The following is a 23,147-nucleotide window of genomic DNA, read 5'->3' on the forward strand; positions in this document are numbered from 1 at the left end:
CCAGCATCGTCACGACGCAAGGATGTAATAAGGTCTGCAAAGCGTGTCTTGTATTCAAGTGACTCGCGGGGGAACAACTCAGCATTGAAGCTGTCGAAATCATCGACCTCATCTTTGTAGAGTTTGCGTGCACCTACGGGGGACAGCAGATCCACTTGCGGAAAGGCTTCTCGAAGTCCATTAATGATGGAAGCCCGACACCATGTGTAAACCTCATTGACAGACACTGGAGCTTCATTCAAATCGAGTCGAACCCACGTTGTGGCAGCCACAAGTTCTGGGGCCAGCGCTACGTTCTGCAAGTAGTCCACGAATGTGGATTTCCCTGATCCTACGGCTCCGATAAGTAGGAGAACTTTGTTGCGCAATTCGTTGGGTTGAGACAGGCGAGAAGTTATTTCCTTTGGTGTACCAGTGTCTTCAATGAGCTGGGCCTGAGTTACGACGGGCGGGGCCGATGAACGAATCAAACTGTCAATCTCGTCGACGTATCGGGTTCTTCTTCGCGATGGCACGTAAGCATCCTCGACAATTTTTTTGCGATCTTCCCAGCTACTAGGGTTGAATAAATTCTGGAATCGAGATGTAAGTAAGCGTCCGAATTGATTATATTCGATTTGTTCATTACGAGCGGAAGTGCCACCAATCAGATTCAGCGGTCGTTCGAACTTTCGGGGTTTCAAACGCGCGTGAATCTCACCAGCACATTGCATTAGCATTTTGCAAGCAAGTGCAGTAACTATTGCAGCAAAGCTTTCCGTACCTGCGTGGGCATCTTGCAGGGAAAATGATTGAATGACTTCATCACTGTCGCTTTTCCGAAGCTCGGTCACCATGCCGTTCGATACGAGGCAAAAAATGCAGGGATTGATCCCCGAAGGATAGCAACTATTGATTTCGCCTGCATACAACCGGGCTTCGCGGGCGGCTTCTATCAAATCTGCAACATCAGGGGCTTTCGCCTCCACCACGAGCACAGGCAATCCATAGAATACGACAAGGTAGTCGGGGTAATAAAGTTTGGCAGAGGTGCCTTTCCCGATGCTGAAGGCCCGAATATTGGCCTTGGTAAAGATGCATGTGGGTGGAATTGTCAGGCCAAAGGGTTGGGCATTTGACAGAAAGGGGGCGAGGAATTTCTGCTCCACATCGCTCTCTGATTCAAGCCCGTCGGCAGTGGACGGGAGCGGAATGATCGACTGGTTCGTCATAATTTAGGTTGAAGTCTCAGCGCAATGGAGTTCAATACAGGCCCATGTAAACACCACTTGGCCATACCAAGGAGCAATTAATGTATCGCTGTGACAGCCCGACTTCGGTCGGGCTGTCCTTTTTTGGTTTTTCCGCCATAGTCGCATTTTTCAATCGGGTGGGTTGCCCAGCAGGGATTATTCGTTCACTAGCCCTTAATTCATACTCGTTTCGCGAAATCTTGTTCACGTTGAATCCGTTTCAAGACACCACAATAACACGGATCGTTGTACAGTAACTCGCTGTTGGCCAGAACAAAGTCCTCAAAATTAAGAAATTATTTCAATAATATTTTGGTTATTTTGTCTAGCAAGACGAAATTTTTAAGCCTTTTGGATCTTGCAGAGATGCACTCCTCCTCAATCCTTTGACCAAAGCCACACCATATATCAAACCTAAGCCGAGAACAGCGCCCCTTCCCAGAGTGTCAGTTCGTGCCCGGTCCTCAGGAATTGCGGTCCGTGCGGCGCACGCCCGGCCATACTTGCTCACGATGGCGTCGTCGAACTCCCAACCCCCGCAAACACCCGGTTGATTCAGGGGTTTCCCGTTCTAGATTTATGTCCGGCTCTCCCGGAGCATCCCGATGTCCGAACATAAAGCGTCTAACAACTGGTCCCTGGCCCTGGTGGCCCTGGGTGTGGTCTTTGGGGACATTGGCACCAGCCCCCTGTATGCCCTGAGGGAAAGCCTGGACCATGCCGGATACGATCCGGCTGTGCACGGGGTGGAGATGGTCTATGGACCCATCTCGCTGATGTTCTGGTCCCTGACCATCATGGTCTCCATCAAGTACCTGAGCCTGCTCAGCTATGCCACCGCCCAGGGCGAGGGCGGCATGTTTGCCCTGCTTTCCCTGCTGCGCTCCAAGAAGGAGGCCCTGTCACCCAGAAGCAAAGGCGTGGTGCTCATGGTGGTGCTGTTTGGGGCGTCCCTGCTCTACGGAGATGGCATGATCACCCCCGCCATCTCGGTGCTGTCGGCGGTGGAGGGCCTGAAGCAGCTCAATCCGGAATTCAGCCACTGGGTGGTGCCCATCGCCGTGGGCATTCTTATGGGCCTGTTCATGGTGCAGAAGCATGGTACCGCGAAGATCGGCGTGGCCTTTGGGCCGCTGATGATTGTGTGGTTCTTTGCACTGGGCGGGCTGGGTTTATACCGCTTCCTGGAGCACCCGGAAGTGATCCAGTCCCTCTCCCCGCACTGGGGCATCCTCTATCTGTGGGACCATGGGTATCACGGCATTGTCATCATGGGCATGGTGCTGCTGGCGGTGACCGGCTGTGAGGCGCTGTATGCGGACATCGGCCACTTTGGGCACAAGCCGCTCCAGCGTGCCTGGTTCGTCCTGGTCTGGCCGGCGCTGACGCTGAACTACCTCGGCCAGGGTGCCCTGGTGGTGCATGATCCTGCCGCCCTAGAGCATCCTTTTTTCCACCTGGTGCCGCAGGGCCTGCTGGTGCCCATGATCATCCTGGCCACCGGGGCCACCATCATCGCCTCCCAGGCCATGATCACCGGCGTCTTCTCCCTGACCCAGCAGGCCGTGCAGCTCGGTTACCTGCCGCGTTTGAGGATCGTCCATACCAACCCCGATGTGCGCGGCCAGATCTACATGCCGCAGGTGAACTTCATCCTCATGGCGGCCTGCATCGCCCTCGTCATCGGCTTCCAGACCTCCAGTGCGCTGGCCTCTGCTTATGGCCTTTCCGTTTCCTTGGAGATGCTGCTGACGAGCATCTTGTTCTTCTTTGTCTCGCGCCGCATTTGGGGCTGGCCTTTCTGGAAGGCCTTTCTCCCGGTCATGGTCTTTGTCACCATCGAGGCCGGGTATGTGGCCGGCAGTCTGGTGAAGTTTATGCAGGGCGCCTGGTTCCCGCTGGCGATGGCTGCGGTCATCTGGATCATCATGAAAACCTGGATGGACGGGCGGGCGGTGCTCTTCCAGGCCATGCAGCGTGGCCGGCTGCCGGTGAGCTTCCTGATCGAAGAGATCCAAAAGGACCGCATCATCCGCGTGCCGGGCACCGCTGTGTTCATGTCCGCCAGTGCGGACGGTCTGCCGCTGGCGCTGCTGCATCACTTGAAGCATAACAAAGCCCTGCACAAACAGGTGGTCCTGCTGACCGTGAAGTTTGAAGACGTCGCCCATGTGGGCCAGGAGGCCCGTCATGAGATCGAGCAGCACTGCGATGAATTCTACCGCGTGGTGTTGCGCTACGGCTTTGCGGAATCGCCGCGAGTGTTTGACGACCTCTGCGACGCCCTCACTGAAAAAACCAAGCTCAAGCGCGGGGCCGTCACCTTTTATCAAAGCCGGGAGATCCTCCTCACCAACGGCCCCGGCAAGATGGCCCGCTGGCGGAAGAACCTCTTCGTCACCCTCAGCCGCATGTCCCGCCCGGCGACAGGATACTTTGAGCTGCCGCCACGCCAGGTCTGCGAGCTGGGCATCCAGCTCGAGGTGTGAGGGCCGGGTTAACCTAAAGTGTAACAATGGACAAGGACCTCCTGGAAAAGCTGAGGAAGATCGAGCGTCTGTACGCAGGCGCTACTACGGCAGGCGAGAAGGAGGCGGCTGCGGATGCCATGGCACGCATCACCCGCCGGCTCCAGGAAACGGTGCGCACCGAGGCCGCCATCGAATACAAGTTCACCCTCACGGATGCCTGGTCCAAGAAGCTCTTCATCGCCCTGCTGCGGCGGTATTCCCTGCGGCCCTACAGGTATGCGCGGCAGAGACGCACCACCGTCATGGTGCGCGTGCCGCGCAGTTTTGTGGACCAGACCTTGTGGCCGGAGTTTCTGGAGCTGAGTGCGGTGCTAAAGAACTATCTGGACGAGATGACCGAGCAGGTGATCCGCCAGGGAATTCATGAAGATGCTGCTGAAGAAGACGTGGTTAGCGGCGAGTATTTGGACTGATACTATTCCCAGGATGGGGGAGGAAAAAGGACGTTAAAATCCCCTTTGACGCCCCAAGCATTCTGTAATTATTTCCCCTCCCCCCAATCCATGCGTCAAAAAACCTCTGATCTGCGTTACTTGTACGCTTCCATCATCCTGCATGTGCGAAGCGGCACAGCGACCTCCCGGACCACCCTGGCCAGCACCCTGGGGATCTCGGCTTCGACGGTGGGGATCTATGTGGACCAGCTTTTGGCCACGGGGCATCTGACCGAAACAGGCCTGGAGCATGGCAGCATGGGAAGGCCTAAGCGGATGCTTAGGACAAGTGCCGTGCCAGGCTGGTTTGCGGGGGTGGAGTTCACGGCCAACCGAGTGCAACTGACCGGCGTGGACTTTGCTGGAATGGCCATGGGTGCCATGGAAATTCCTTTGCCCAACAAGCCCGCAGCACCCGAAATCCAGCACCTGATTTTCGATGCTCTCAAACACATGATCCATGAGCAGCCGCTCCGCTTGCTGGGCATCGGCGTGGGAGCACCCGGTCTGGTCAATACCGGGACCGGCGTCTGTTTGAGGTTTGACTTCATTCCCGGCTGGGAAAACATCCCCCTTCGGGACAGCCTGTATCATCGCTTTGGCGTGCCGGTGAGGGTGGAAAACAGCCTGCGGGCGATCGCGCTGGCCGAGCGGTGGTTTGGCAGCCACCAGAAGGAGAAGGACTACCTCATTGTCGCTGCCCGCAGCGGGTTTGGAATCGCCTCCGTGCAAGGTGGCCAGTTGATGCACGGGGCCAATCATGCTGCGGGCGAGATTGGCTTGTGGCCATGGGAGACGGCCGGGGAAGGCGCGGCCCAGGAGCTGCATCACAGCCTGAGCGCCCCCATGGTGTACCGGCGGCTGGCCGGCCTGAGCGAGACCGCCCCGGTGCCCAAGGACCTGTACACGGCCCTGTTCAGCCTGGCCCACGAAAGAGGTGAGCGCTGGGACAGGGTGGCAGAAGATTTCGGCCGGGTGCTGGCCTGCGTGCAACTGCTGCTGGATCCGCGCCTGTGCCTGCTGCACGGACCCTTGACCGCGCTGGGAGAGCCCTTCTGCCGCGCCATCATGAAGGCGGCGCTGCGCATCGCGCCGGCTTTGAACGACATTCCCCTGATCCTGAACTGCACGCAACTGGGTGACGAAGCCGGGGCACTGGGAGCAGCCAGCCTGGCGATGGAAGACTGGTCGCCTAACCACATTTAACACCTTTTAGCGGCCTAACAAACCGCCCCCGATTCCTTCCAGCAGCCTGACTCCGGTCTCCACGGCCTTGCCTGTCGTATCGGTGGCCTCTTTGATCACACCGCCCGGGAGCACTGCGGCTTCCTTGCCCAGAACTGGGGTCAGCAAAAGCTCGCTGCCCTGGCCGACGATCTGGCCGGCACCGTCCAGCACCGCCTTGCCTGCCGCAGCGGCCAGGCGGGCGCTCAGGTCCTCCTGGGGTGACTGCATGCTGCCGGTGATGCGCAAGGATGTCCATAACATGCCGGCAGGGCCTGTGGGGTGGGTGCTGGTAAAGACATGCTGCTGCGCGCCGGGGATCCACTTCAGGGTTTCCGGCGTCACGCCTAACAAAAAGTGACCTTCGATCTGGTCACCCTCGACGAGCAGGTTTCCGTCCAGGTATAACAAACCGTTGGATTGGAGGATAACTTTGTCAAACTGGCGGCGGCTACCGTTGACTGTGACTTCAGAGGTGGCGACATCCAGCACAATGCGCTTAAAGCGCTCCACGCCGGTATAACTGGCAAGTTCGTCAAGAATGGGAAGGGCGGTGAGCACGCCTTCACGCAATTCCAGCCGGCCCGAGACCACAGGCGCGGAAAGGCTGCTGCCACGGGCTTTCAGGTCGGCGTCCAGTTTGCCGCTGAGGCGGATGCGCCAGTCCTCCGTCAGGCATTCGCGCAGGGGGATGCCGGTGATACTGGCGCTGCCTTCCCAGGTGCCGTCCAGGGGGCGCAGGTGGCCGCGCGCGGTGATCTCGCCCGCCTCCAGCCAGGTCAGCGTGGCCTCTTTCAGATGCAAGTCATCGCGGCTGACCCGCACGGAGGCCCGGCTGAGGTTCAGCTTCATGGGGACCGTCTGCGCCGGGAGCATGATGGGCGTCTCGACAATGCCGCCCTCCACCACGCCTTGCAGGGAGGTCTCCCCCTGCTGCCAGGTGCTGAGGCGAACCCCCGCATCCCGCAGGTTCCACGGTCCGGGATGAAGCAATGTGAAACGGTCCACGCGGATGCCATCCACCTCTGCCTCGGTGGGCAGATACCGGCGCAGCCAGGCGGGGATGCCGCTGTCCGCAGCTTCAATCTGGACTTCCGGCGGCGGGGTGGATGCCCTGGCCGGGGCGGGCGCTGCGCCCACGGCCTGAGGCAGATGCTCGACAGTGATGGAATCCACGCCGGTGCCGACGGTGCGCCATTTGCCCTGGCGGAAGGCGTTCCAGTCCAGCGTGGTGTGGAAGCCGTTCAGGCGGGCCTGCCAGCCGGTGGCGGTGCTCAGGCCGGCTTCCGTGGCGGTGACTTCGTCGCCCGTCCAGCGCAGAGGGGAGAGGGTGACCTGCGCCTGCATCTGGCGCCCAAAGGCCTGCTCCATCCGGCTGCGAAAGGCCTCCTCCTGGAGGTAGCCGCGCACCCAGTTCATCACCAGCATGGGCATCAGCAATATCAGCACGATGCCCGTCACCACCAGACCGGCAGCTGCGAACAGCCAGCGGGAGCTTTTGCCTGAACGACGACGGGTGCGCTTGCTCATATGGCCAGCATAACTGCCTAGAATGCCGGTGAACGCAAAAAAATGTTCACCCGGAGAGACTTTATCTTGCCACGCGGTTCTCCATACCCGGTATAACAACCGCGTATGCTTGAATCCATCAACATCGGTCTTGAAGTGGATGCCCCTCCTGGCTCGGAGGCGGAAAGCCTGCACCTTTTGCGCGAGGTCAGCTTCAGCCTGCCGCAGGGTCATTTGATGGCGATCGTCGGCCCATCCGGCTGTGGCAAGACGACGCTGCTGAAGGTCATCGCGGGCATTCTTGAGCAGAGTGATGGCGTGCTGAAGTGGGAGAACCGAGACCTCAAGGAGGAGGAGGATTTGCATCCAGGGGAGCTGGGTTATGTGCCGCAGTTCAGCGTCGCGCATGATCTGCTGACAGTGGAGGAATGCGTGGTCAGCAGCATGTCCTTGCGCACGCAGCTTCCGGGATCAGATGACTTTGAAACCAAGCTGGACCACATCCTGGCCGTCACGGGCCTGACGGAGCTGGCGGACCGGCGGGTGAAGGTGCTCTCCGGCGGCCAGAAGCGGCGGCTGGGCCTGGCGTTGGAGCTCGTCACCAATCCCTGCCTGCTGCTGTGCGATGAGGTGACCAGCGGCCTGGACCCGAAGTCCGAACATGAGATCACTTCGCTGCTGCGCGTGCTGGCGCAGGAAAACAAACGCCGGGTGGTGATCAATGTCACCCACAGCCTGGCCAGCCTGGAGGCCTTCGACAGCGTGCTGGTCATGTATCAGGGGCGGCTCGTTTACCATGGCCCGCCGAAGCTGCTCACTCATTACTTTACCGTGGAGCATCCTGAAGATGTCTATCTGCGCCTGACCCAGCGCGAGGCCCAGGAGTGGCATGAATCCTGGCAGAAAAAGCGCAGCTATTACGAGCAGATGCTGATGGAAAAGAAGGACATGCCAGAGTTCGGGCCCAAGAAGGAAATTCTGCGGGAGTCCGGCGCCGGGGAGCCGGAGGACACAGATTCCGACGGGGACAAGCCGCACCCGCTGGCTTCTGAGGAGCTGCCGGGCCTCTTCAGCCAGGTCTTCACCCTGCTGTCGCGGCGCTGGACGATCTTCCGGCGGGACAAGGGCCAGGTGTGGCTGCATCTGGCCATGCTCTTTGGCTTTCCGCTGCTGGTGGTCATCTTTGCGCTGGATGGCATCGCCCCGCTGAAGCAGCTCAACCAGCGGCAGGATGGAGATATCGTCTATGAGATGCAAAGGCAGGCCGAGCATCAGCTCGAGCAGCTCCAGGCCGGGGGCATCGTCAGCGGGCTCATCATGCTGCAGGTGGTGTTGGTCACGCTGATGGCCAGCAACAACGCCGCGCGCGAGATCTCCGGTGAACGGCTGATTTTGGAACGCGAGAAACTGGGAGGGCTCAGCACGCTGGCCTATCTCATCAGCAAGGTGCTTTTCCTGGGGGTCTTTGTGCTGGCGCAAAGCCTGTGGATGGGGCTGTTTGTGGACATGGTCGTCGGTGGCCTGCCAGGGGATCTGCTGGTGAAGCTGGTCCTTTTGGTCCTGGCCTCCGCCGCGATGACGAGCATCTGCCTGGGCATCAGCGCCCTGAGCCGCAGCCCGGAAAAAGCCACCATCCTCAGTATCTACCTGGTCGGTTTCCAACTGCCCCTTTCCGGCGCGGTGCTCACGCTGCCAAGCTGGCTGGAAGGCGCGGTGAATCCCTTCATCGCCGCCTTCTGGGCCTGGTCCGGCAGCCTGCGCAGCCTCAGTGACACCGCCTTTTACGACGCCGTGAAAAAAGTCACCGACACCTCCCTGGTCTCGGCGGAGCTCGCCGCCTTTGTGCTTCTGGCGCATGTGGTCATCGGCCTGTGTATGGCCTATGTGGGCAGCAAGAACAGCCAGTGGGAGTAGAATGACGAATGTTTGTAACGACTCAGGCAGGAGGTGGCAAGTCTGTGAATATGCTGGGCTCTTTTGTCGCCCCTTTGGGGCTGGTACAGTCCGGTTGCTTTATGGGAAGCAACTTGTCTGGGCGTCCAAACCGGCCATCATCTCCTGGATCCGCCCCCGGTTGACCTCGTTCAACCAGATGGCGGCCTGGGCGCGAAACTGGGGCGTGCCGCAGATTTTAAAGGCTCCCGTCGCCCGATCCAGGTGGACATGATCCGATTTGGAGAAAACGATGCCGTCCCACATCAAGACTTCTTTTAATGACGTGGTGTTAAGTTTCCGCATCAGCCCATCCAGCTCATGGATCCTGCTGTGGTTGAGCCCCTGGGTCTGGCAGCGGCTTTCACACGCCTGAAGAAGCATCAATGCCAAAATCTTGAGGACGACGAGTCTCGACATGCGGTTAGGGGTCGTTGCCCTTCCTATGGCTTTCAATGGGAAAAAGGCGGACCCCTTCAATATCCTGCATGAGCATACATCCATGGAGCCTGCCTGTTCCTATTCAGAAGCAGAATGAATGCGCTCCCTTTTCTGTCCAGGCTTTGGATGATGGTCTTGCTGCCCGCTTTGATGCTCACGACAGCCCTTCTAGGAGCGGAGCCCTCTCCGGTCGTCATTGACCCTTTCGAGGCAGAAGCGAAAACGAAAGAGGTCTTGGCGGAGTTCAACGGTTCGCTGGAGGAAGCCACCATCATCACCATTGAATGGGAAGATGTGATCATCCAGATCACGCTTCCACCGGAAGTGTAGCAGAGCCTGTCAAAAGCCCCGGTCCCTGCGCACATCGGTAAGCCTCCAGGCCTGACGCACTGCAGCCGTACATTTTATTTGGCAAGACGGGCGCTGATCCGTTCCATCTGGCGGCGGTGGAGGCGCATGTGGAAGGCAGACATGAAGTGCCAGTGAGCAGCAGTGAGGGGGCCGAACCAGGGATGGGGGAATTTGAGGCGAGTTTGGAGGGCGGGGGCGGGGTGGGAGGCGACGGTTTCGCTGAGCTGGTGACAGGCCTGGTCGAAGGTGGCGATGACGTCCGGGGTGACGTGGGGGCTGGGCTTGACGGCGGCGGTGCTGGCGGCACGAGCGGGCAGGCGGTCCTGCAGGAGGCTGGCAATCACCTGGGCGATCTGGACGTTGACGATGCGGAGGTGGTCCAGAACCATGAGCAGGGACCAATATCGGCTGCTGTCCTCCAGGCCGGGCAGGCGCTGGATGAGCACGGGCTGGGCGAGGTGGGCGGCGGGGGTGCGGTGAATGAGGGCAAGGATGGCGGCCTGCTCCTGAACGAAGGTGACGGCAGCAGCGGCTGACGAGGTGCGGCGGGCCTGCCAGCGGAAGATGAGCCTGGCGAAGAACATCTCCAGCGGGGGCAGGCCTGCGCCGGGGGGTGCAAGATGGGGGGCGACGGCTGTGGAGGCGGGATTTGTCAGCTCATTCATACTTGCGATATGCAAGCAAGTTACTTGTTGATTGCAAGTAAAGTTTTAGGCAGGTTGGAGGATGTCTGTTGTGAAGCCGAGAAAGAAGAATGAGGAGAAGCCAGCGCAGAGCGGCGGGCGGAGGTCGCCGTGCCCGGTGGCCTGCACCCTGGACATCCTGGGAGACCGGTGGACACTGCTGGTGATCCGGGATCTGCTGCTGGGGAAGGCGCGGTTTAAGGATTTCCTGGCTTCGCCCGAGGGAATTCCGACGAATATTTTGACCGAGCGACTGAAGCGGCTCCTGGAGCACGAAGTGGTGTGCCAGGTGAGGGATGCGGGGGGATCGCGGCATCTCGCGTATGCGCTGACTGACAAGGGTACGGCGCTGCTGCCGGTGGTGCGGGCAATGAAGGACTGGGGCCTGGCGTGGGAGGAGGGGACGCGGCTGGGGCTGGTGGGGGATTAACAGGTAGCGGTTTGGATATCCTCGGGAGACTGGGGCGTGGGGAAGTGACCTGCCTTGGCGAAGCGCTGGGTGCAGGTGCCGTTGCCTCCAGAGACTCGAACCTCAACCTCCGCACCTTCGCCGATGGCGGTGCTGACGTGGTAGCAGTGGTGGCAGAAGGTGGGGTGGATTTCGCGGTTGTGGTCGCGGAGGAATTTGATGGCGGGGCAGGTGTGGACCTGGACGGTAACTTCGCTTTCGGACTCGGTGACTTCGACGTCGGCGCCGGGCTCGGCGGCAAAGAAGGCGCGCCAGTGGGCGGCGACGGCGGGGAGGCCGCCGGCCTGCCAGCGGCGGGTGACGGGGGCGTAGTAGCTGCGGCCCAGCTCTGCCCAATAACGCAGGAGGCCGTCATGGCCGAGCCGCCGCTGGATGAAGCGGAAAGTGGCGTTGACGGCGGTGTAGAAATCGGCTGCGCCGACGGGCTTGACGTCGGTGTAGGGCAGGACGCTGCCGGTTTCGGGGTCAGCCGAGGAGGGACTGGAGCTGTTCGCCATTGGATTTGAGGTGGTCGTGGATGCCCCAGAATTCATTGCCCATGGCGAGGATCTGGCAGCCGAGGTCCACGACGGTTTTGGCGTCTTCGATGTTGCCGACGGGCATGCCCCAGGCTTTGCCGGCGGCTTTGCAAACGGCGGCGAGGCGGGTGGCGGCATCGAGGATCTGGGGATCGCGGATGGAGCCGGTGCAGCCGAGGCGGAGAGAGAGATCCCCAGGACCGAGGAAGAGGGCATCCACACCGGGAATGGCGATGATGTCGGCCATGGCCTCAAGGGCCTGGGGGGTCTCAATCTGGAGGATGAGGACGGTTTCGTGGTTGCGCTGCTTAATGTAGTCGTCGCCTTTTTGGATCCAGAAGCCGGCGTCCACACCGGAGCCGTCCAGGCCGCGATCGCCTACGGGGGGGAATTTGGCGGCTTCCATGAGATGGCGGGCGCGGGCGGTATCATTGACCTGGGGGATCATGAGGGCGGCGACGCCATCCTCCAGGAGGCGGGAGATGCCGCTTTTCTCCGTGGTGGCGGGACGGAAGAGGCAGTCGATATCGGCCAGATGATGGCGGGCGACGAGCTCGGTAATCTCGCGCGGGTCCCAGACGCGGTGCTCTCCATCCACCCAGACGCCGTCGTAGCCGAAATGGGCGGCCATTTGGGGATAATAGGGAACATTGGAGCCGAGGGCACAGACGCGGGCGACCTGACCGGCATCGAGTTTCTGACGGATTTTGGATTTTCTCATGGGTGGGCGGGAGCTGGCAGAAGGGCCGTGAGCAGCGATGTCAGGAGCGCAAGGCCATCATGCGGTAGCCACCGAATACGGTCTCCTGAACGGTGATCTCCCAACCGGTTTCAATTCCTAAAAGATTTGGCAGTTCCTGGCGGCGAAACCCGGCGCGGATGCTGACCTGCATGTCATACCGGGTGATGTAGTGAAACTGGGCGAGGCTGCAAAGCAGGCGGCCAAGGAGGGTATGGATGCGGTAGCGGGCGGGCTCGGCCGCGAGGATGACTTTAGTCTCCGCCGGGATGCGTGAGCCAAGCAGGAGGAGCTGCGGGGGCTGAAAGTGATGCAGGAAAAGATTCGCAATGAGGACCTGCGAAGGCGGCAGCGGCTGGGCGAAAAGGTCCCCCTGGGTCCAGGCGGCGGCGGAGGGCCAGGTGGCCGGGCGGGGGGCGAGGTCAAAGGCGTGCAAATCCGCCTGCTGGCAAAGGCCCTGCCGGACGAGCTGGAGAGAGAGGGCGCCGTCGCCAGCGCCGATTTCCGTGATGCGCCAGCCGGGCCGGGCATGGCGGCGGAGCATGCGAGCGATCCAGCGATGGTTGCCCATGACGGCATTCACCGTGAGCAGATCCTCCCGGCTGCGCAGGGCATCCGGGTGGTCATGAGGGAGGGTTTCCAAAAGCTCCGGCTGGACGCTGCGCTGCTGCATGGGGGCAGGTCAGTTTCCGGATGCGCCGCGCAGGATCATCTTGGAGACGTTGATGCTGGAGCGGGACATGGCTTCGAGCTGTTGCAGATAGGAGTTCAGCGTCTGCCGCTGACCGGCGGTGAGGAATTCCTGGGCACGTTCCGCGACGATGCGGTGGTTGTCCTGGATCTGGCGCAGCTGCTGGGCGATGACCTCATCGGTGAGGAGGTTGGGGTCGGTGCCGGTCTGGTCATTGAGGCCGCCGACGGAAGAAGGGCTGGTGCGGACCTGGGCCATGAGAGTGAACAACCGCTGCTCCTGCTCGGGGGAGAGGGGCTCGCCCGAGGCCCCAAAGAGGCTACGACCGATGGTGTCATACTGGGTGCGCTCCGGCTGCACGGCTTCCCACTGCTGGAAGGTCTGGTAATCGCGGGGTTCGTTCAGGAATTTCTGGATGGAGGCGTTGTACACGGACTGCTGGTTCTTGGCCTCAGCGATGAGCTCCTGGCGCTGTTCAGGCGTCAGGTTGGGGTTCATGAGCTGGAGGCTGAGATCCGTGAGCGCCTTCTGACGGGCGGTGAGGAGCTGTTTAAAATTCTGCCTTTCTTCCGGGTTGAGGCCGAGGTGCTCAAAAAGCTGGGCATACCCCACCTCAATCTGCGCGGCCTGCTGCTCGTCAATGACGGCGCGCATGGCAGGCGTACGAAGCATTTCCTGAAGATTGCCCTGGCTGTCTGTCGCTGCGGTGGCCGGGGCCGGGGAGTCCGTGGCGGCGCTGCCCAGCTGGGTGGAGGCGGGCTGGGCGGCGGGTTTGCGGGCGAGCTCGGCCCGCAGCTTGGCGATGGTCTGGCGGGCCTCCTGCAGTTCCGATTCCAGCTTCACGGATCGGGGATCCACGGAAGCCGGGGTGGCCAAAAGCCAGGCCACGGCACCGATGGAGATGATGCTGACCGCGCCGAGAACGGGGATAAGGAGGTTTTTCATGCAAAAGGGGGGCTGGTACTAAACAGTCCCCTTTTTATGCACGAGCGTTCATTTTGACCAGACGAAAAATCACCGGGTCAAAGCGGCACCGACGCCAGATCAGCGGGCGGAGGGTGCCTTCAGCCGGGCGATGAGGTAATCGTAGGTCTGGGCATGCTTCACCTCCGGGGCACCGGGATAAACGAGTTCACAAGGAACGCCGACGCTCTGGAGCTTTTCCTGGAGCTTAACGCCGAAATTGGCGCTGTGAGTGGGGTCCTTCTGGTCCTGGCCCAGCGCGGGCGGCGCACCATAGGTCATGTAGATGGGGCAGTCATCGGCGGTGACGTTGGCATAAGGGGAGTATTCCTGAATCCACGGAAGGATCTCCTCACGCCCGGCCAGGAAGAGGGCGAACTGGTCTTTGCGCTTCTTGGGATCCGTGGTGATGAAACCGAAGGCGTGGCCACCATAGGTGCTGTTGGGCGTCCATTCCACCATCTGCTGGGGGTCCAGGCTGGTCTGGGCACCGCTGACGGCGGCGCACCAGAGGCGGGTGGACTCGCGGGCGATGGGGTCGCTGCTTTTCGGATCGGCCAGGTCATCATGGAAAGCCAGCCAGAGGCTGGAGCAGGCACCTGCCGAGCCGCCGGAAGCGCCGATGCGCTCCTTGTCGAGGTTCCACTCGCCGGCCTTGCTGCGGACGAACTGCAAGGCGCGGGCGGCGTCTTCCAGCGGAGCCTTGACCGGGGGCTTGATGCCTGCGGCGTGGGCCTGGGAGACATAACGATAGTTAATGGAGACGACGGAGATGCCTGCGGCAAGGTATTTATCCACCGCGATGGCGCGGTTTTTGTCACCCGCCATCCAGCCGCCGCCGTGGATGAAAAACAGCAGCGGGGTGGGCTTATCCGACTCCGCTTTCCAGAAATCCATGACCTGACGCTCATGCGTGCCATACGCGACGTTGGCCATCGTCGGGGTGGGCAACGGGGCGGTTTTAGGCTTGGCGGCAGCCTTGGGTTTGGCCGGGGCTTTCGCCGGGGTCTTGGGTTTGACGGGCTTTTCCTGGGCGGAAAGGGAAACGGTTCCGGCAAAGGCGCAGAGGACGGCTAAGGCGAGATGGGTTGGACGCATGGCAGAAATCATTAACGATGGGGCCGCTGCTGATCTTAACGCAATAAGCGGCCGCATTTGCCAGCGCCAGCATGCGTGGCTCAAGGTTTCCAATTGCCATCCAGCACACCTTTGTCAGTGACGGTGTATTTTTCCCCTTCCATGGCGACGGCCCAGGTGCGGCGTTGGAAGTGCTTTTTATAGGACCAGCCAGCCTCGTATTCCCACGAGGTGGGGCTGGTGGTCGTCATCAGGCGGATCTGGATGACGTAAACGGCGATGCCGCGCTCTGGATCCACAATGAGGTTGTCCAGATCGGAGGTAGTCAGGACGGAGGCACTGATCATGCGCAGATTCAGGTCGTCAAACCGGCGCAGAAAGGGAATGCTGGCGGGGGTGTAGTCGCGGTTGGGGACGATTTCTCCCAGGGAGATGGAGTAACTTTTCGGCACGCCTGGGTTAGGGTCCGGCAGGGTGCGGATGATCTCCCTCACGAGGGCCTCGGTGGCGTCGGTTTCATAAGTGTCCAGGCGCAGGCCTTCCCGGTCCACCGGCCCGCAGGCGGTGAGGGTGAGGAGGCAAAGGCTGGCGAGGACAAGGAGGCGTCGGGTCATGGGCAGGAGGGTCTGTGGCATGGAATACGCCGCAGGGCAACTGGCGGTGCTGACAGGTGAATGAGGAAATCCGAATGACGGAACCTGAATGGAGATGGGGTGGGGGTGAGCGGACCGGGCTTGGCAAGTGAGCGATGCTCGGTATAGGTAGCCGATGTTTGATATTCGTGAAAAGCCTCAGAACGTGGACCGTGCCTTTCTTGTCGGGGCTTATTTTGACCGCCGGAAGGTGCAGGAATCCACCGATCTGCTGGAAGAGCTGAAGGAACTGGTGGAGACGCTGGGCATCGAGGTGGTGGCGACGGAGCTGGTCTTTGCGCGGGAAATGACGGCGCGGCATCTCATCGGCAAAGGCAAGGCCAAGGAGCTGATGGACGCGGCCAAGGAAGCCGGGGCAGAGTGCATCGTCTTCGACAACGAATTCTCCCCGGCCCAGCAGCGGGCCTGGGAAAGCGAATCCGGCCTGTGCGTGATTGACCGCCATGAGGTGATTTTGGACATCTTCAACATGCGGGCGAAGACCCGCGAGGCGCGGCTGCAGGTGGAGCTGGCACGCATGGAATACTCCATCCCGCGCCTGACGCGGATGTGGGCTCACCTTGACCGTCAAGGCGGTGGTGCAGGCGGTGGTGTCGGCGGTGCTGGCGCGGCCCGTGGTGAGGGTGAAACCCAGCTCGAAGTGGACAGGCGGATGGCCTACAAAAAGCTGGACCGCGTGAAGGCGGAGCTGGAGGAGGTGAAAAAGCAGCGCGATACAATGCGCAAAGAGCGCAGCCGCGTGCCGGTTCCTCACGCCGCCATCGTTGGTTATACCAATGCGGGGAAATCCTCCCTGCTGAACAGGTTGACGGATGCGGATGCGTATGTGGAGAACCAGCTTTTCGCCACTCTGGACACGACGACGCGGCGGATGGAGTTGCCGGACGGCCAGGCCATGCTGGTGACGGATACGGTGGGTTTTGTTCGCAACCTGCCGCATGATCTGGTGCAGAGCTTCCGGGCCACCCTGGAGGAGGCTGTGCTGGCGGATTTCCTGATCCATGTAGTGGATGCCAGTTCACCCCATGCATTTAGCTTTTATCAAACCACCACCGAGGTACTGGCCGAGCTGGGCGCAGGGGACAAGCGGGTGGTCCTGGCATTGAACAAAGCCGACCTCATTGACGATGAGCGGCAGACAGAACTGCGACGCCAGTTCCCCGAAGGCATCTTCATCTCCGTGAAGACCGGCCAGGGCATGGAGGATCTTTTCCACCGCGTCCATGACATGCTGATCGACCGCGTGGTGCGGCTGGACCTCAGCATCCCCCTGGACCGAATGGACCTGGTGGCATTGGCGCATCAGGAGGGCAAGGTGCTGGCGGAAAATTACGACCGCGGCCTGGCTGAGATCCAGTGTGTGGTACCGAAACGTTTTGAGTCCCGCTTCACCAGCTTTTTGGTAAAAAAGAAAAAAGCGGGCAAAGCCGTGCCGGCGAGCTGACGCCGCCGGGACTTATTCTGGACCGCCTTGCAAAGATTGCAGGGTGATCTCCACGGATTCCGTGCCATCGCCAATCCAGAGGGCTCCGTCCTGAAGCGTGATCTGCAGGCTCATGGAGCGCTGGCACATGGCGGCGAGCTTCTGGCTCTGGTCCGCCGGGACCTGCCACACGGTGAGGTTGCGGAGACGGGTGAGCTTGCCAGCGATGCCTGCCCACCAGGTGGCGGTGCTGGAGCTGAAGCTGTAAACGGTGACGCGGGCGGCGCGGCTGCACAGACGGGTGATGCGTTTTTCATCCGGCTGGCCGACCTCGATCCAATGGACGACCAACCCGGTGAGGTCGCGCTGCCAGAGACAGGCTTCATCAGGCTCCCACATGTCTTTGCCAAATTCGAGGGTGCCCTGGTCGTTGTTGTCCGGGGCATTGAGGGCAAAGGCCAGGAGGCGGATCATCATGCGCTCATCCGTTTCCGAAGGATGGCGTGCCAGGGTGAGGTTGTGATCGCTGTACTGGTTGCGATCAATGTCGGAGATCTCGAGGCTGGCTTTGTGGATGGTGGCTTTGAGTGCCATAAGGGGCCGCCACCTTACAGCGGCTGGCGTCAGTCACAAGATGTGTCTTGGAAACGGTTTTGCAAAACCGGGTGACAGGACGGGGATCACATGACGTTGACGGAGCTTCGCTTTGCCACGTATTGAGATGAGATGAAAAAACGCCGCCAGGACGCCAGCCCGCCACAGACTCCGCCACCGCCTTCGGGTGGAGGAGAGCCTGCGCAGGGAGGCATGAAGATGGCAGGATTTGTCATCGCCATGGTGGCCGTTGTGGGGCTGATAGGCTGGGCCATGTGGCCGAAGAAGAACTACACGCCCGTGCCGGTGGCTGCCACCGTGAAGGGGGGGCCTACAAAGAAGAAAATCGAGCCGTTTGTCATGCGGGATGAAAAGGAGGCCTATGCGGAGTATGCGGGCTCCCAGTCCTGCAAGGAATGTCATGCGGGAGAGTTTGAAAAATGGGAGAGCTCCAACCACGGGCTGGCCGAAAGGCTGCCGGATGACAAGCTGGACCTGGCCGGGTTTGAACCGCCTCAGGCCTTCAAGCACGGCACGCAGACGACTGAGGCGCGGAAGAAGGACGGCATTTATGAAATCCTGTCGCTGGGTTTTGGCGGCGAAAAGGAGGCCTATCCGGTGCAGCGGGTCATCGGCCATGAACCGCTGAGGCAGTTCCTGGTGGAAGGGGAAAGAGGGCGGCTGCATGCCATGGAGGCCTGCTACGACCCGAAGGTGCGCGACTGGTTCAATGTCTATGGCGACGAGGACCGGGTGCCAGGGGAATGGGGCCACTGGACCGGACGCGGCATGGTGTGGAACCAGATGTGCGCGAGCTGCCACAACACCCGTGTGCGGAAAAACTACGACCTGGAGACCGACAGTTACCGGACGAGCATGACGGAGCTGACCGTGAGCTGTGAATCCTGCCACGGGCCGATGAAAGCCCATGATGACTGGCAGCGTGAATACAAGGACAGTGGGAAAAAGGACCCCACCCTGGTGGAATGGAGCCGTGACCAGCATGTGGAAAACTGCGCCGGCTGCCACGCGCGGCGCGGGGAGATCACGGGTGATTTTGTGCCCGGAGATTCCTTTTGGGACCACTACCTGCTGACCATCACGGACCACACGGATGTCTATTATCCAGACGGGCAGATCCGGGATGAGAACTATGAATTTGCCAGCTTCTTCAGCAGCCGGATGTACCACGCCGGTGTGCGCTGCATGGACTGCCATGACATGCACAGCATGAAGACCGTGCTGCCGGGCAACAATCTCTGCATGCGCTGCCACACACCGGGCGGCTTCCCGAATGCGCCGGTGATCCTGCCGGAGATGCACAGCTTTCACCAGGCCAAGAGCACCGGCAATGAATGCATCAACTGCCACATGCCGCAGACCACCTACATGCAGCGCGATCCCCGGCATGACCACGGCTTCACCATTCCAGATCCGCTGCTGACCAAGGAATACGGCGTGCCGAATGCCTGCAACAAGTGCCACACGGACCAGACCGTGGACTGGGCGCTGGAAGCGACTAACCAATGGTATGGTGAAAAAATGAACCGCAAGACACGCACGCGGGCCATCACCATCGCCAAAGCGCGGCAGGGTAATCCGGAGGCGCGGGATGAGCTGCTGGCCCTGCTGGAGAGCGATGAAATTCCGCACTGGAAAGCCAGCGCTACCCTGCTGCTGGACCGTTGGATGAGCGAGCCGCAGGTGCAGCAGGCGGTGGCGAAACAGCTGGAGCATGAGCACCCGCTGGTGCGCCAGTCCGCCGCCCGCATGCTGGAGCCGGTTTTGCAGGAAAGCTCCCTGCGCCAGGCCACGGAGAAGCTGTTGGAGGATCCGGTCCGCAGCGTCCGCGTGACGGCGGCCTGGTCCCTGCGGGACCGCCTGAACCTGGACAGCGCTGCGGGCATGGACCTGCAGCACATGCTGCGCCTCAATGCCGACCAGCCGAGCGGCCAGATGCAGATGGGCCAGTTTTATTACGCGATCCGGGATGTGCCCCGTGCCATCAAGCACATGCAAACGGCCATTGATTGGGACCCCAACTCACCGCCATTCCATCACGATCTGGCCATGCTCTACAGCGCCGCCGGGAATACGCCGAAGGTGATCGAGAAACTCCGGGATGCCATCAAGCTGGCCCCGAATGAAGGCCAGTATCATTATGAACTGGGCCTGGCCCTGAGCGAAACCGGCGACATGGAGGCCACGGTGGCCGCATTGAAAGAATGCGTGCGCGTGGCCCCAATGTATGCCCGTGCCTGGTATAACCTGGGCCTGGCCCTGAACGGCCTGGGCCGCACCGCCGAGGCCATGGATGCACTGCGCCGTGGAGAGGCCGCCGATCCCCGAGACCCCGGCATTCCGTATGCCCGGGCGACGATTCTCGCCCAGCTTGGACAGAAGCAGGAGGCCATCGCCGCCACGCAGAAGGCCCTGAGCATCAACCCCGGCTTCCAGGAAGCGCGTCAGCTCCTGATGATGCTGAGCCGGTAAAAGGAGGCCGTTAGATAGATTTGGGAAAAACGCACGGTGATGGTTGCCCTGCGGGGCCGGGTCCGTTAGACTCGACAAAATTCCTAAATCACATGGCAAGACGCGCTCAGTCCGGACTTAAACCTATGCACCTCATCGGCCTGCTGGCCCTGCTGGGGGCGGGCATTGGCGGGGGCTATGCGCTGCTGAACCGCACGACTGACCCGATGACGGGGATCACTGCTCTCAGCACGGAGGAGTATCTGGAAAGCTCCACGGCCTTGAGCGGCAATACCTATAAGGTCGAAGGCACGGTGGATGACCGGCTGGACAACTGGCGGGCGGCCGACGGACGGCTTTTCAGCGTGCAGGTATCCGAGGCTGGCTCATTTGTCCCTGTGTGGGTGCCGGCTGGCCTGGAAACCAATATTCAGAGAGGTCAGCGCTACGTTTTTAAGGTGCGGGTGTTGGAAACGGGAGTGTTGGAAGTGTTGGAAATGTTGAAAGCCTGATGATGATATGAACAATCTGAGTTTCACCCTAGCCTGCCTGATGACCGGGACGTTGACCGCCCAGGTATTGCCCCCGCCCGCCGCCCCTGCACCGGCACCGGCACCTGCCAGCGCTCCCGCATCAGGCGGGGGCGGTGCTGGAGGAGGTGGCGGCCAGCAGTCCATCTTCGGCGGTCTGGTGCCGCATGTGGACGGCGGCAGCGAGACGGTGACCTGGGATGGCAAGATGTGGAACATGAATAACAACCGCATCGCGCGGGCGAAGTTCGAAATCTACCTGGCCACGCCCGAGGCCAAGAGCGCGGAAGACCAGGCCTACCGGGACATCATGGCGCAGATCACGCTGCTGCTGGCCCCGACACGGCAGGGCGGGCCGGACGTGTCCAAGGCCCTGGCGCTGCTGCCAGAGGCAGGTGCCTATCCGATTGACGGCGGCATTTCCAACACCATTGCCAACGGCGTGTGGGACGTGTGGCTGGCCCAGCGCAAGGTGACCAATCTGCGGCAGACCAACGAAGCGATGCTGAAGCGGCGGAAGGATCTGGAATGGAACACGGAGATGGGAATGAACAGCGTCCCGCTGGCACCCAGCACGACAGGCGGGTCCACCAAAGGCGGTGGCCAGGGGAGTGCACGGCAGCAGGCAGTCAAAGAACAAAAGTCAGACAGCATGACTTATGGCCGCCTTTCCGGTTACATCAAAAGCATCGCCGACATTGAGGCCCGGATGAAGATGAATGACACGGCCATCGGCCTGTCCGAGGTGACGAGCAAGACGCAGTTTCAGGCGCTGATGGTGCAGCTTTTTATGCAGCGGCGGTTTGAGCACGCCATCATAGCCTGCCGGCTGTATCCGCACATGTTCCGGGACGGTGACAGTGTTCTTCAGCTGGATGACAACTCCGACCTGAAGAAGATGTTTTCCGCCAGCATGGGCGTGCCGCCGACGGTGAGCCTGATTGACGGCTTCGCGGCCGAGGCGATCCGGGGGGTGGATGAGGCAGTGGTGGCCTTTGAGCAGCTCGTTCTCCGGCAGGACTATGACAGCGCCAGCAAGCGGCTGATGGAGGCCTATGCCATCGGCGAATACCTGCCGCGCATCCGCCGGCTGCCGATGGACATCAAGCTGAAGGTCCTTGACTATGTGCGCGATGGCAACCAGCTCATCAATGCCCTGGAGATGCGGGATTTCGGCCTGGCGGAAGAGCTGGTGAAAAAACTCCGCCTGTCCTCCAGCGACTTTGATTATTCCAAACCCCTGGCCGCCATCGAGACAGCGCGCACGCTGAGTGACATGCGGCTGACCGCCGCCCGCGCGGCAGCAGTGAAAGGCGACCAGGCGGGGGTCGCCGCCGAGCTGAAAGGCGCGGCGGAGATCTGGCCAACCAATCCCAAGCTGCGGGAGGTTTCCAACATGATCGGCCAGAACAGCGATGTGCAGGCTCAGGCACTGCTGGATCTGGACCGGCTGCTGAGCCAGCGAAACTTCCGCCAGGTGTTCAATGACCAGGGCCGCTTTCTGGCCTCGGCGCTCAATGACCCGGTGCGGCAGGAGCAGCTCAAGCAAGTCCTGACAGACATGAACCGCGTGAACATGGTGGTACATGCCGCTGGCGAGGCGGCCCGCAATGGCAACAGCTTCGGTGCCTGGGAGGCGATCGAGCGGGAGTATGAGCAGTTCCCGGAAGATCCGGAGATCACCAAGATGCGCTCAGACCTGAGTGTGAAGGCCAGCGAGTTTGTGAGTGCGATTGAAAAGGCCAAGACCCATGAGCAGCGCAAGCAGAGCGGCTCCGCGATTGCCTGGTACCTGAAAGCCCGCCGCCTCTATCCGCCGAGCGAATTCGCCCGCAATGGCATTCAGCGGCTGGTGCAGGGCCTCAAGGCTGGAGACAGCACAGAGGCTGGAGGCAGCTTCGAGAGCAATCCTTGAATTTACTCCTTCGCGGGTTCTTCAGAGGCCGTTTCGTCATCCTCCCCAGGGGGTTCTGCTTCTGAATCTGAAGCAGGCGTTTTTGCTGAGGAGAGGTCTTCTTCCGCAGGTTCGTCTGCGGTTGTGTTTTCGGGTTCCGCTGAAGCTGCGTCTGCAACTTCAGCAACCTCAGGAGCATCCGCCTTCTCCAGCTTGCCCTCGGGTGTGAATTTCATGCCGGCGGCTTTGGCTGCTTCCGCCGCCGGGCCGCCGAAGCCGAGGAGCATGGCCACTTCATCCTGCATCTGGGCGAGCTCATCCAGGCGAAGCTCGGGGTCGCGGATCATGAAGACCTCGCTGGTTTTTTTGTTTTCATAAAACAGCATCCGGCCCTGCTCGGTCTCCTTGGTGGCAGTGGGGGAGAGGATGCGTTTGCGCTCCAGCATGAGGGCCAGGATGTAGCGGGCGTCCTCGGTCTGCGGCTCGTCCTCTTCAATGAAACGCTGCAGCAGGGCCATGGCGCTTTCCTTGCTGGTGACCTCGGGCCGCTGCTCGACAATGTGCGGTGTGTAAGTGGTGCGCCAATAGGCGATGGGGGTGCGCTCGGCCAGCTCATTTTTCCAGGCATCCAGGCCGACATCGCGGCGCAGGTATCCTCCCGTTTCGGGGTCGAAGTAAATGGCGGTATGGAAGACCTCCCCTTCCACAAAGGGGCGGGCGGAGTGGGCGCATTGATGGGCGCGGGAGCGGATGGACCAGTTCTGGATCATCAAGGTATGACGGGTTT

Annotated in this window: 21 protein-coding genes and 1 pseudogene; 10 read left to right on the forward strand and 12 right to left on the reverse strand. The window is 61.0% G+C overall.

The genetic code is table 11. The annotated features are described in order from the left end of the window. Nucleotides 1-1,211 (reverse strand): annotated as a pseudogene (locus WJU23_RS20075) (RNA-binding protein); the annotation flags it as partial. 626 nt (nt 1,212-1,837) lie between these two features. Here WJU23_RS20075 and WJU23_RS20080 point away from each other — a divergent pair. From WJU23_RS20080 to WJU23_RS20090, 3 genes are all read left to right on the forward strand, one after another. Then, nucleotides 1,838-3,721 carry a KUP/HAK/KT family potassium transporter gene (locus WJU23_RS20080; RefSeq protein ID WP_346334407.1) on the forward strand — a complete coding sequence of 628 codons (1,884 nt, stop codon included), beginning with the start codon at nt 1,838-1,840 and terminating at the stop codon, nt 3,719-3,721. 26 nt (nt 3,722-3,747) lie between these two features. Next, nucleotides 3,748-4,176 (forward strand): hypothetical protein, encoded by a 429-nt coding sequence (locus WJU23_RS20085; RefSeq protein WP_346334408.1) that lies wholly within the window; start codon nt 3,748-3,750, stop codon nt 4,174-4,176. 90 nt (nt 4,177-4,266) lie between these two features. Then, the gene (locus WJU23_RS20090) at nt 4,267-5,403 is read left to right on the forward strand and encodes an ROK family protein (protein ID WP_346334409.1); all 1,137 of its coding nucleotides are present in this window, start codon (nt 4,267-4,269) and stop codon (nt 5,401-5,403) included. Nucleotides 5,404-5,409: 6 nt separating this feature from the next. On the opposite strand, the gene WJU23_RS20095 is transcribed toward WJU23_RS20090, so the two are convergent. Beyond that, nucleotides 5,410-6,951 carry a hypothetical protein gene (locus WJU23_RS20095; RefSeq protein ID WP_346334410.1) on the reverse strand — a complete coding sequence of 514 codons (1,542 nt, stop codon included), beginning with the start codon at nt 6,949-6,951 and terminating at the stop codon, nt 5,410-5,412. A 105-nt stretch (nt 6,952-7,056) separates the two neighbouring features. Between WJU23_RS20095 and WJU23_RS20100 the strand changes: the two genes are divergently transcribed. Beyond that, entirely contained in the window at nt 7,057-8,844 is a 1,788-nt protein-coding gene (locus WJU23_RS20100) for an ATP-binding cassette domain-containing protein (RefSeq protein WP_346334411.1), read from the forward strand. A 99-nt stretch (nt 8,845-8,943) separates the two neighbouring features. Here WJU23_RS20100 and WJU23_RS20105 read toward each other — a convergent pair whose 3' ends face one another. Further along, nucleotides 8,944-9,282 carry a hypothetical protein gene (locus WJU23_RS20105; RefSeq protein WP_346334412.1) on the reverse strand — a complete coding sequence of 113 codons (339 nt, stop codon included), beginning with the start codon at nt 9,280-9,282 and terminating at the stop codon, nt 8,944-8,946. Nucleotides 9,283-9,396: 114 nt separating this feature from the next. Between WJU23_RS20105 and WJU23_RS20110 the strand changes: the two genes are divergently transcribed. Further along, a complete protein-coding gene (locus WJU23_RS20110; protein ID WP_346334413.1) occupies nt 9,397-9,633 on the forward strand; it encodes a hypothetical protein in 237 nt (78 codons plus the stop codon). Nucleotides 9,634-9,707: 74 nt separating this feature from the next. Here the strand turns inward: WJU23_RS20110 and WJU23_RS20115 are convergent, their stop codons facing one another. Continuing rightward, complete coding sequence (locus tag WJU23_RS20115; RefSeq protein ID WP_346334414.1) at nt 9,708-10,319, reverse strand: DinB family protein; 612 nt, start codon at nt 10,317-10,319, stop codon at nt 9,708-9,710. 61 nt (nt 10,320-10,380) lie between these two features. Here WJU23_RS20115 and WJU23_RS20120 point away from each other — a divergent pair, with 61 nt between their 5' ends. Continuing rightward, entirely contained in the window at nt 10,381-10,767 is a 387-nt protein-coding gene (locus tag WJU23_RS20120; RefSeq protein ID WP_346334415.1) for a helix-turn-helix domain-containing protein, read from the forward strand. On the opposite strand, the gene WJU23_RS20125 is transcribed toward WJU23_RS20120, so the two are convergent. From WJU23_RS20125 to WJU23_RS20150, 6 genes are all read right to left on the reverse strand, one after another. Continuing rightward, complete coding sequence (locus WJU23_RS20125; protein ID WP_346334416.1) at nt 10,764-11,303, reverse strand: hypothetical protein; 540 nt, start codon at nt 11,301-11,303, stop codon at nt 10,764-10,766. The genes WJU23_RS20120 and WJU23_RS20125 overlap by 4 nt on opposite strands. Continuing rightward, a complete protein-coding gene (locus tag WJU23_RS20130; protein WP_346334417.1) occupies nt 11,272-12,045 on the reverse strand; it encodes an aldolase/citrate lyase family protein in 774 nt (257 codons plus the stop codon). Before WJU23_RS20130 ends, WJU23_RS20125 begins: the two co-directional genes overlap by 32 nt. Before the next feature lie 40 nt (nt 12,046-12,085). Next, nucleotides 12,086-12,736 (reverse strand): hypothetical protein, encoded by a 651-nt coding sequence (locus WJU23_RS20135; protein ID WP_346334418.1) that lies wholly within the window; start codon nt 12,734-12,736, stop codon nt 12,086-12,088. Between the two features lie 9 nt (nt 12,737-12,745). Beyond that, nucleotides 12,746-13,699 carry a hypothetical protein gene (locus WJU23_RS20140; RefSeq protein WP_346334419.1) on the reverse strand — a complete coding sequence of 318 codons (954 nt, stop codon included), beginning with the start codon at nt 13,697-13,699 and terminating at the stop codon, nt 12,746-12,748. Between the two features lie 99 nt (nt 13,700-13,798). Further along, nucleotides 13,799-14,815 carry an alpha/beta hydrolase gene (locus WJU23_RS20145; RefSeq protein WP_346334420.1) on the reverse strand — a complete coding sequence of 339 codons (1,017 nt, stop codon included), beginning with the start codon at nt 14,813-14,815 and terminating at the stop codon, nt 13,799-13,801. 80 nt (nt 14,816-14,895) lie between these two features. Beyond that, nucleotides 14,896-15,408, reverse strand: coding sequence for a hypothetical protein (locus WJU23_RS20150; RefSeq protein WP_346334421.1), 513 nt, complete (start codon nt 15,406-15,408; stop codon nt 14,896-14,898). Nucleotides 15,409-15,562: 154 nt separating this feature from the next. Between WJU23_RS20150 and hflX the strand changes: the two genes are divergently transcribed. Next, the gene (hflX, locus tag WJU23_RS20155) at nt 15,563-16,891 is read left to right on the forward strand and encodes a GTPase HflX (RefSeq protein ID WP_346334422.1); all 1,329 of its coding nucleotides are present in this window, start codon (nt 15,563-15,565) and stop codon (nt 16,889-16,891) included. A 12-nt stretch (nt 16,892-16,903) separates the two neighbouring features. Here hflX and WJU23_RS20160 read toward each other — a convergent pair whose 3' ends face one another. After that, complete coding sequence (locus WJU23_RS20160) at nt 16,904-17,464, reverse strand: YaeQ family protein (protein ID WP_346334423.1); 561 nt, start codon at nt 17,462-17,464, stop codon at nt 16,904-16,906. A gap of 132 nt (nt 17,465-17,596) precedes the next feature. Between WJU23_RS20160 and WJU23_RS20165 the strand changes: the two genes are divergently transcribed. The 3 genes from WJU23_RS20165 (at nt 17,597) to WJU23_RS20175 (ending at nt 22,381) form a co-directional block, all read left to right on the forward strand. Continuing rightward, nucleotides 17,597-19,957, forward strand: coding sequence for a tetratricopeptide repeat protein (locus WJU23_RS20165; protein ID WP_346334424.1), 2,361 nt, complete (start codon nt 17,597-17,599; stop codon nt 19,955-19,957). Between the two features lie 92 nt (nt 19,958-20,049). Next, nucleotides 20,050-20,448: a hypothetical protein gene (locus WJU23_RS20170; RefSeq protein WP_346334425.1), complete on the forward strand. Its 399-nt coding sequence runs from the start codon at nt 20,050-20,052 to the stop codon at nt 20,446-20,448. A 7-nt stretch (nt 20,449-20,455) separates the two neighbouring features. Next, complete coding sequence (locus WJU23_RS20175) at nt 20,456-22,381, forward strand: hypothetical protein (protein ID WP_346334426.1); 1,926 nt, start codon at nt 20,456-20,458, stop codon at nt 22,379-22,381. 2 nt (nt 22,382-22,383) lie between these two features. On the opposite strand, the gene WJU23_RS20180 is transcribed toward WJU23_RS20175, so the two are convergent. Beyond that, nucleotides 22,384-23,133, reverse strand: a complete 750-nt coding sequence (locus WJU23_RS20180; RefSeq protein WP_346334427.1) for a hypothetical protein — start codon at nt 23,131-23,133, stop codon at nt 22,384-22,386. Between the last annotated feature and the right edge of the window lie 14 nt (nt 23,134-23,147).

Origin of the sequence: Prosthecobacter sp. SYSU 5D2 (assembly GCF_039655865.1) — a bacterium.
GTDB lineage: Bacteria > Verrucomicrobiota > Verrucomicrobiia > Verrucomicrobiales > Verrucomicrobiaceae > Prosthecobacter.

Bases quoted from the DNA above. Each gene is read 5' to 3' on its own strand.
- WJU23_RS20080 (WP_346334407.1), top strand. From the start codon at position 1,838: ATGTCCGAACATAAAGCGTCTAACAACTGGTCCCTGGCCCTGGTGGCC.
- WJU23_RS20085 (WP_346334408.1), top strand. From the start codon at position 3,748: ATGGACAAGGACCTCCTGGAAAAGCTGAGGAAGATCGAGCGTCTGTAC.
- WJU23_RS20090 (WP_346334409.1), top strand. From the start codon at position 4,267: ATGCGTCAAAAAACCTCTGATCTGCGTTACTTGTACGCTTCCATCATC.
- WJU23_RS20095 (WP_346334410.1), bottom strand. From the start codon at position 6,951: ATGAGCAAGCGCACCCGTCGTCGTTCAGGCAAAAGCTCCCGCTGGCTG.
- WJU23_RS20100 (WP_346334411.1), top strand. From the start codon at position 7,057: ATGCTTGAATCCATCAACATCGGTCTTGAAGTGGATGCCCCTCCTGGC.
- WJU23_RS20105 (WP_346334412.1), bottom strand. From the start codon at position 9,282: ATGTCGAGACTCGTCGTCCTCAAGATTTTGGCATTGATGCTTCTTCAG.
- WJU23_RS20110 (WP_346334413.1), top strand. From the start codon at position 9,397: ATGAATGCGCTCCCTTTTCTGTCCAGGCTTTGGATGATGGTCTTGCTG.
- WJU23_RS20115 (WP_346334414.1), bottom strand. From the start codon at position 10,319: ATGAATGAGCTGACAAATCCCGCCTCCACAGCCGTCGCCCCCCATCTT.
- WJU23_RS20120 (WP_346334415.1), top strand. From the start codon at position 10,381: ATGTCTGTTGTGAAGCCGAGAAAGAAGAATGAGGAGAAGCCAGCGCAG.
- WJU23_RS20125 (WP_346334416.1), bottom strand. From the start codon at position 11,303: ATGGCGAACAGCTCCAGTCCCTCCTCGGCTGACCCCGAAACCGGCAGC.
- WJU23_RS20130 (WP_346334417.1), bottom strand. From the start codon at position 12,045: ATGAGAAAATCCAAAATCCGTCAGAAACTCGATGCCGGTCAGGTCGCC.
- WJU23_RS20135 (WP_346334418.1), bottom strand. From the start codon at position 12,736: ATGCAGCAGCGCAGCGTCCAGCCGGAGCTTTTGGAAACCCTCCCTCAT.
- WJU23_RS20140 (WP_346334419.1), bottom strand. From the start codon at position 13,699: ATGAAAAACCTCCTTATCCCCGTTCTCGGCGCGGTCAGCATCATCTCC.
- WJU23_RS20145 (WP_346334420.1), bottom strand. From the start codon at position 14,815: ATGCGTCCAACCCATCTCGCCTTAGCCGTCCTCTGCGCCTTTGCCGGA.
- WJU23_RS20150 (WP_346334421.1), bottom strand. From the start codon at position 15,408: ATGACCCGACGCCTCCTTGTCCTCGCCAGCCTTTGCCTCCTCACCCTC.
- hflX (WP_346334422.1), top strand. From the start codon at position 15,563: ATGTTTGATATTCGTGAAAAGCCTCAGAACGTGGACCGTGCCTTTCTT.
- WJU23_RS20160 (WP_346334423.1), bottom strand. From the start codon at position 17,464: ATGGCACTCAAAGCCACCATCCACAAAGCCAGCCTCGAGATCTCCGAC.
- WJU23_RS20165 (WP_346334424.1), top strand. From the start codon at position 17,597: ATGAAAAAACGCCGCCAGGACGCCAGCCCGCCACAGACTCCGCCACCG.
- WJU23_RS20170 (WP_346334425.1), top strand. From the start codon at position 20,050: ATGGCAAGACGCGCTCAGTCCGGACTTAAACCTATGCACCTCATCGGC.
- WJU23_RS20175 (WP_346334426.1), top strand. From the start codon at position 20,456: ATGAACAATCTGAGTTTCACCCTAGCCTGCCTGATGACCGGGACGTTG.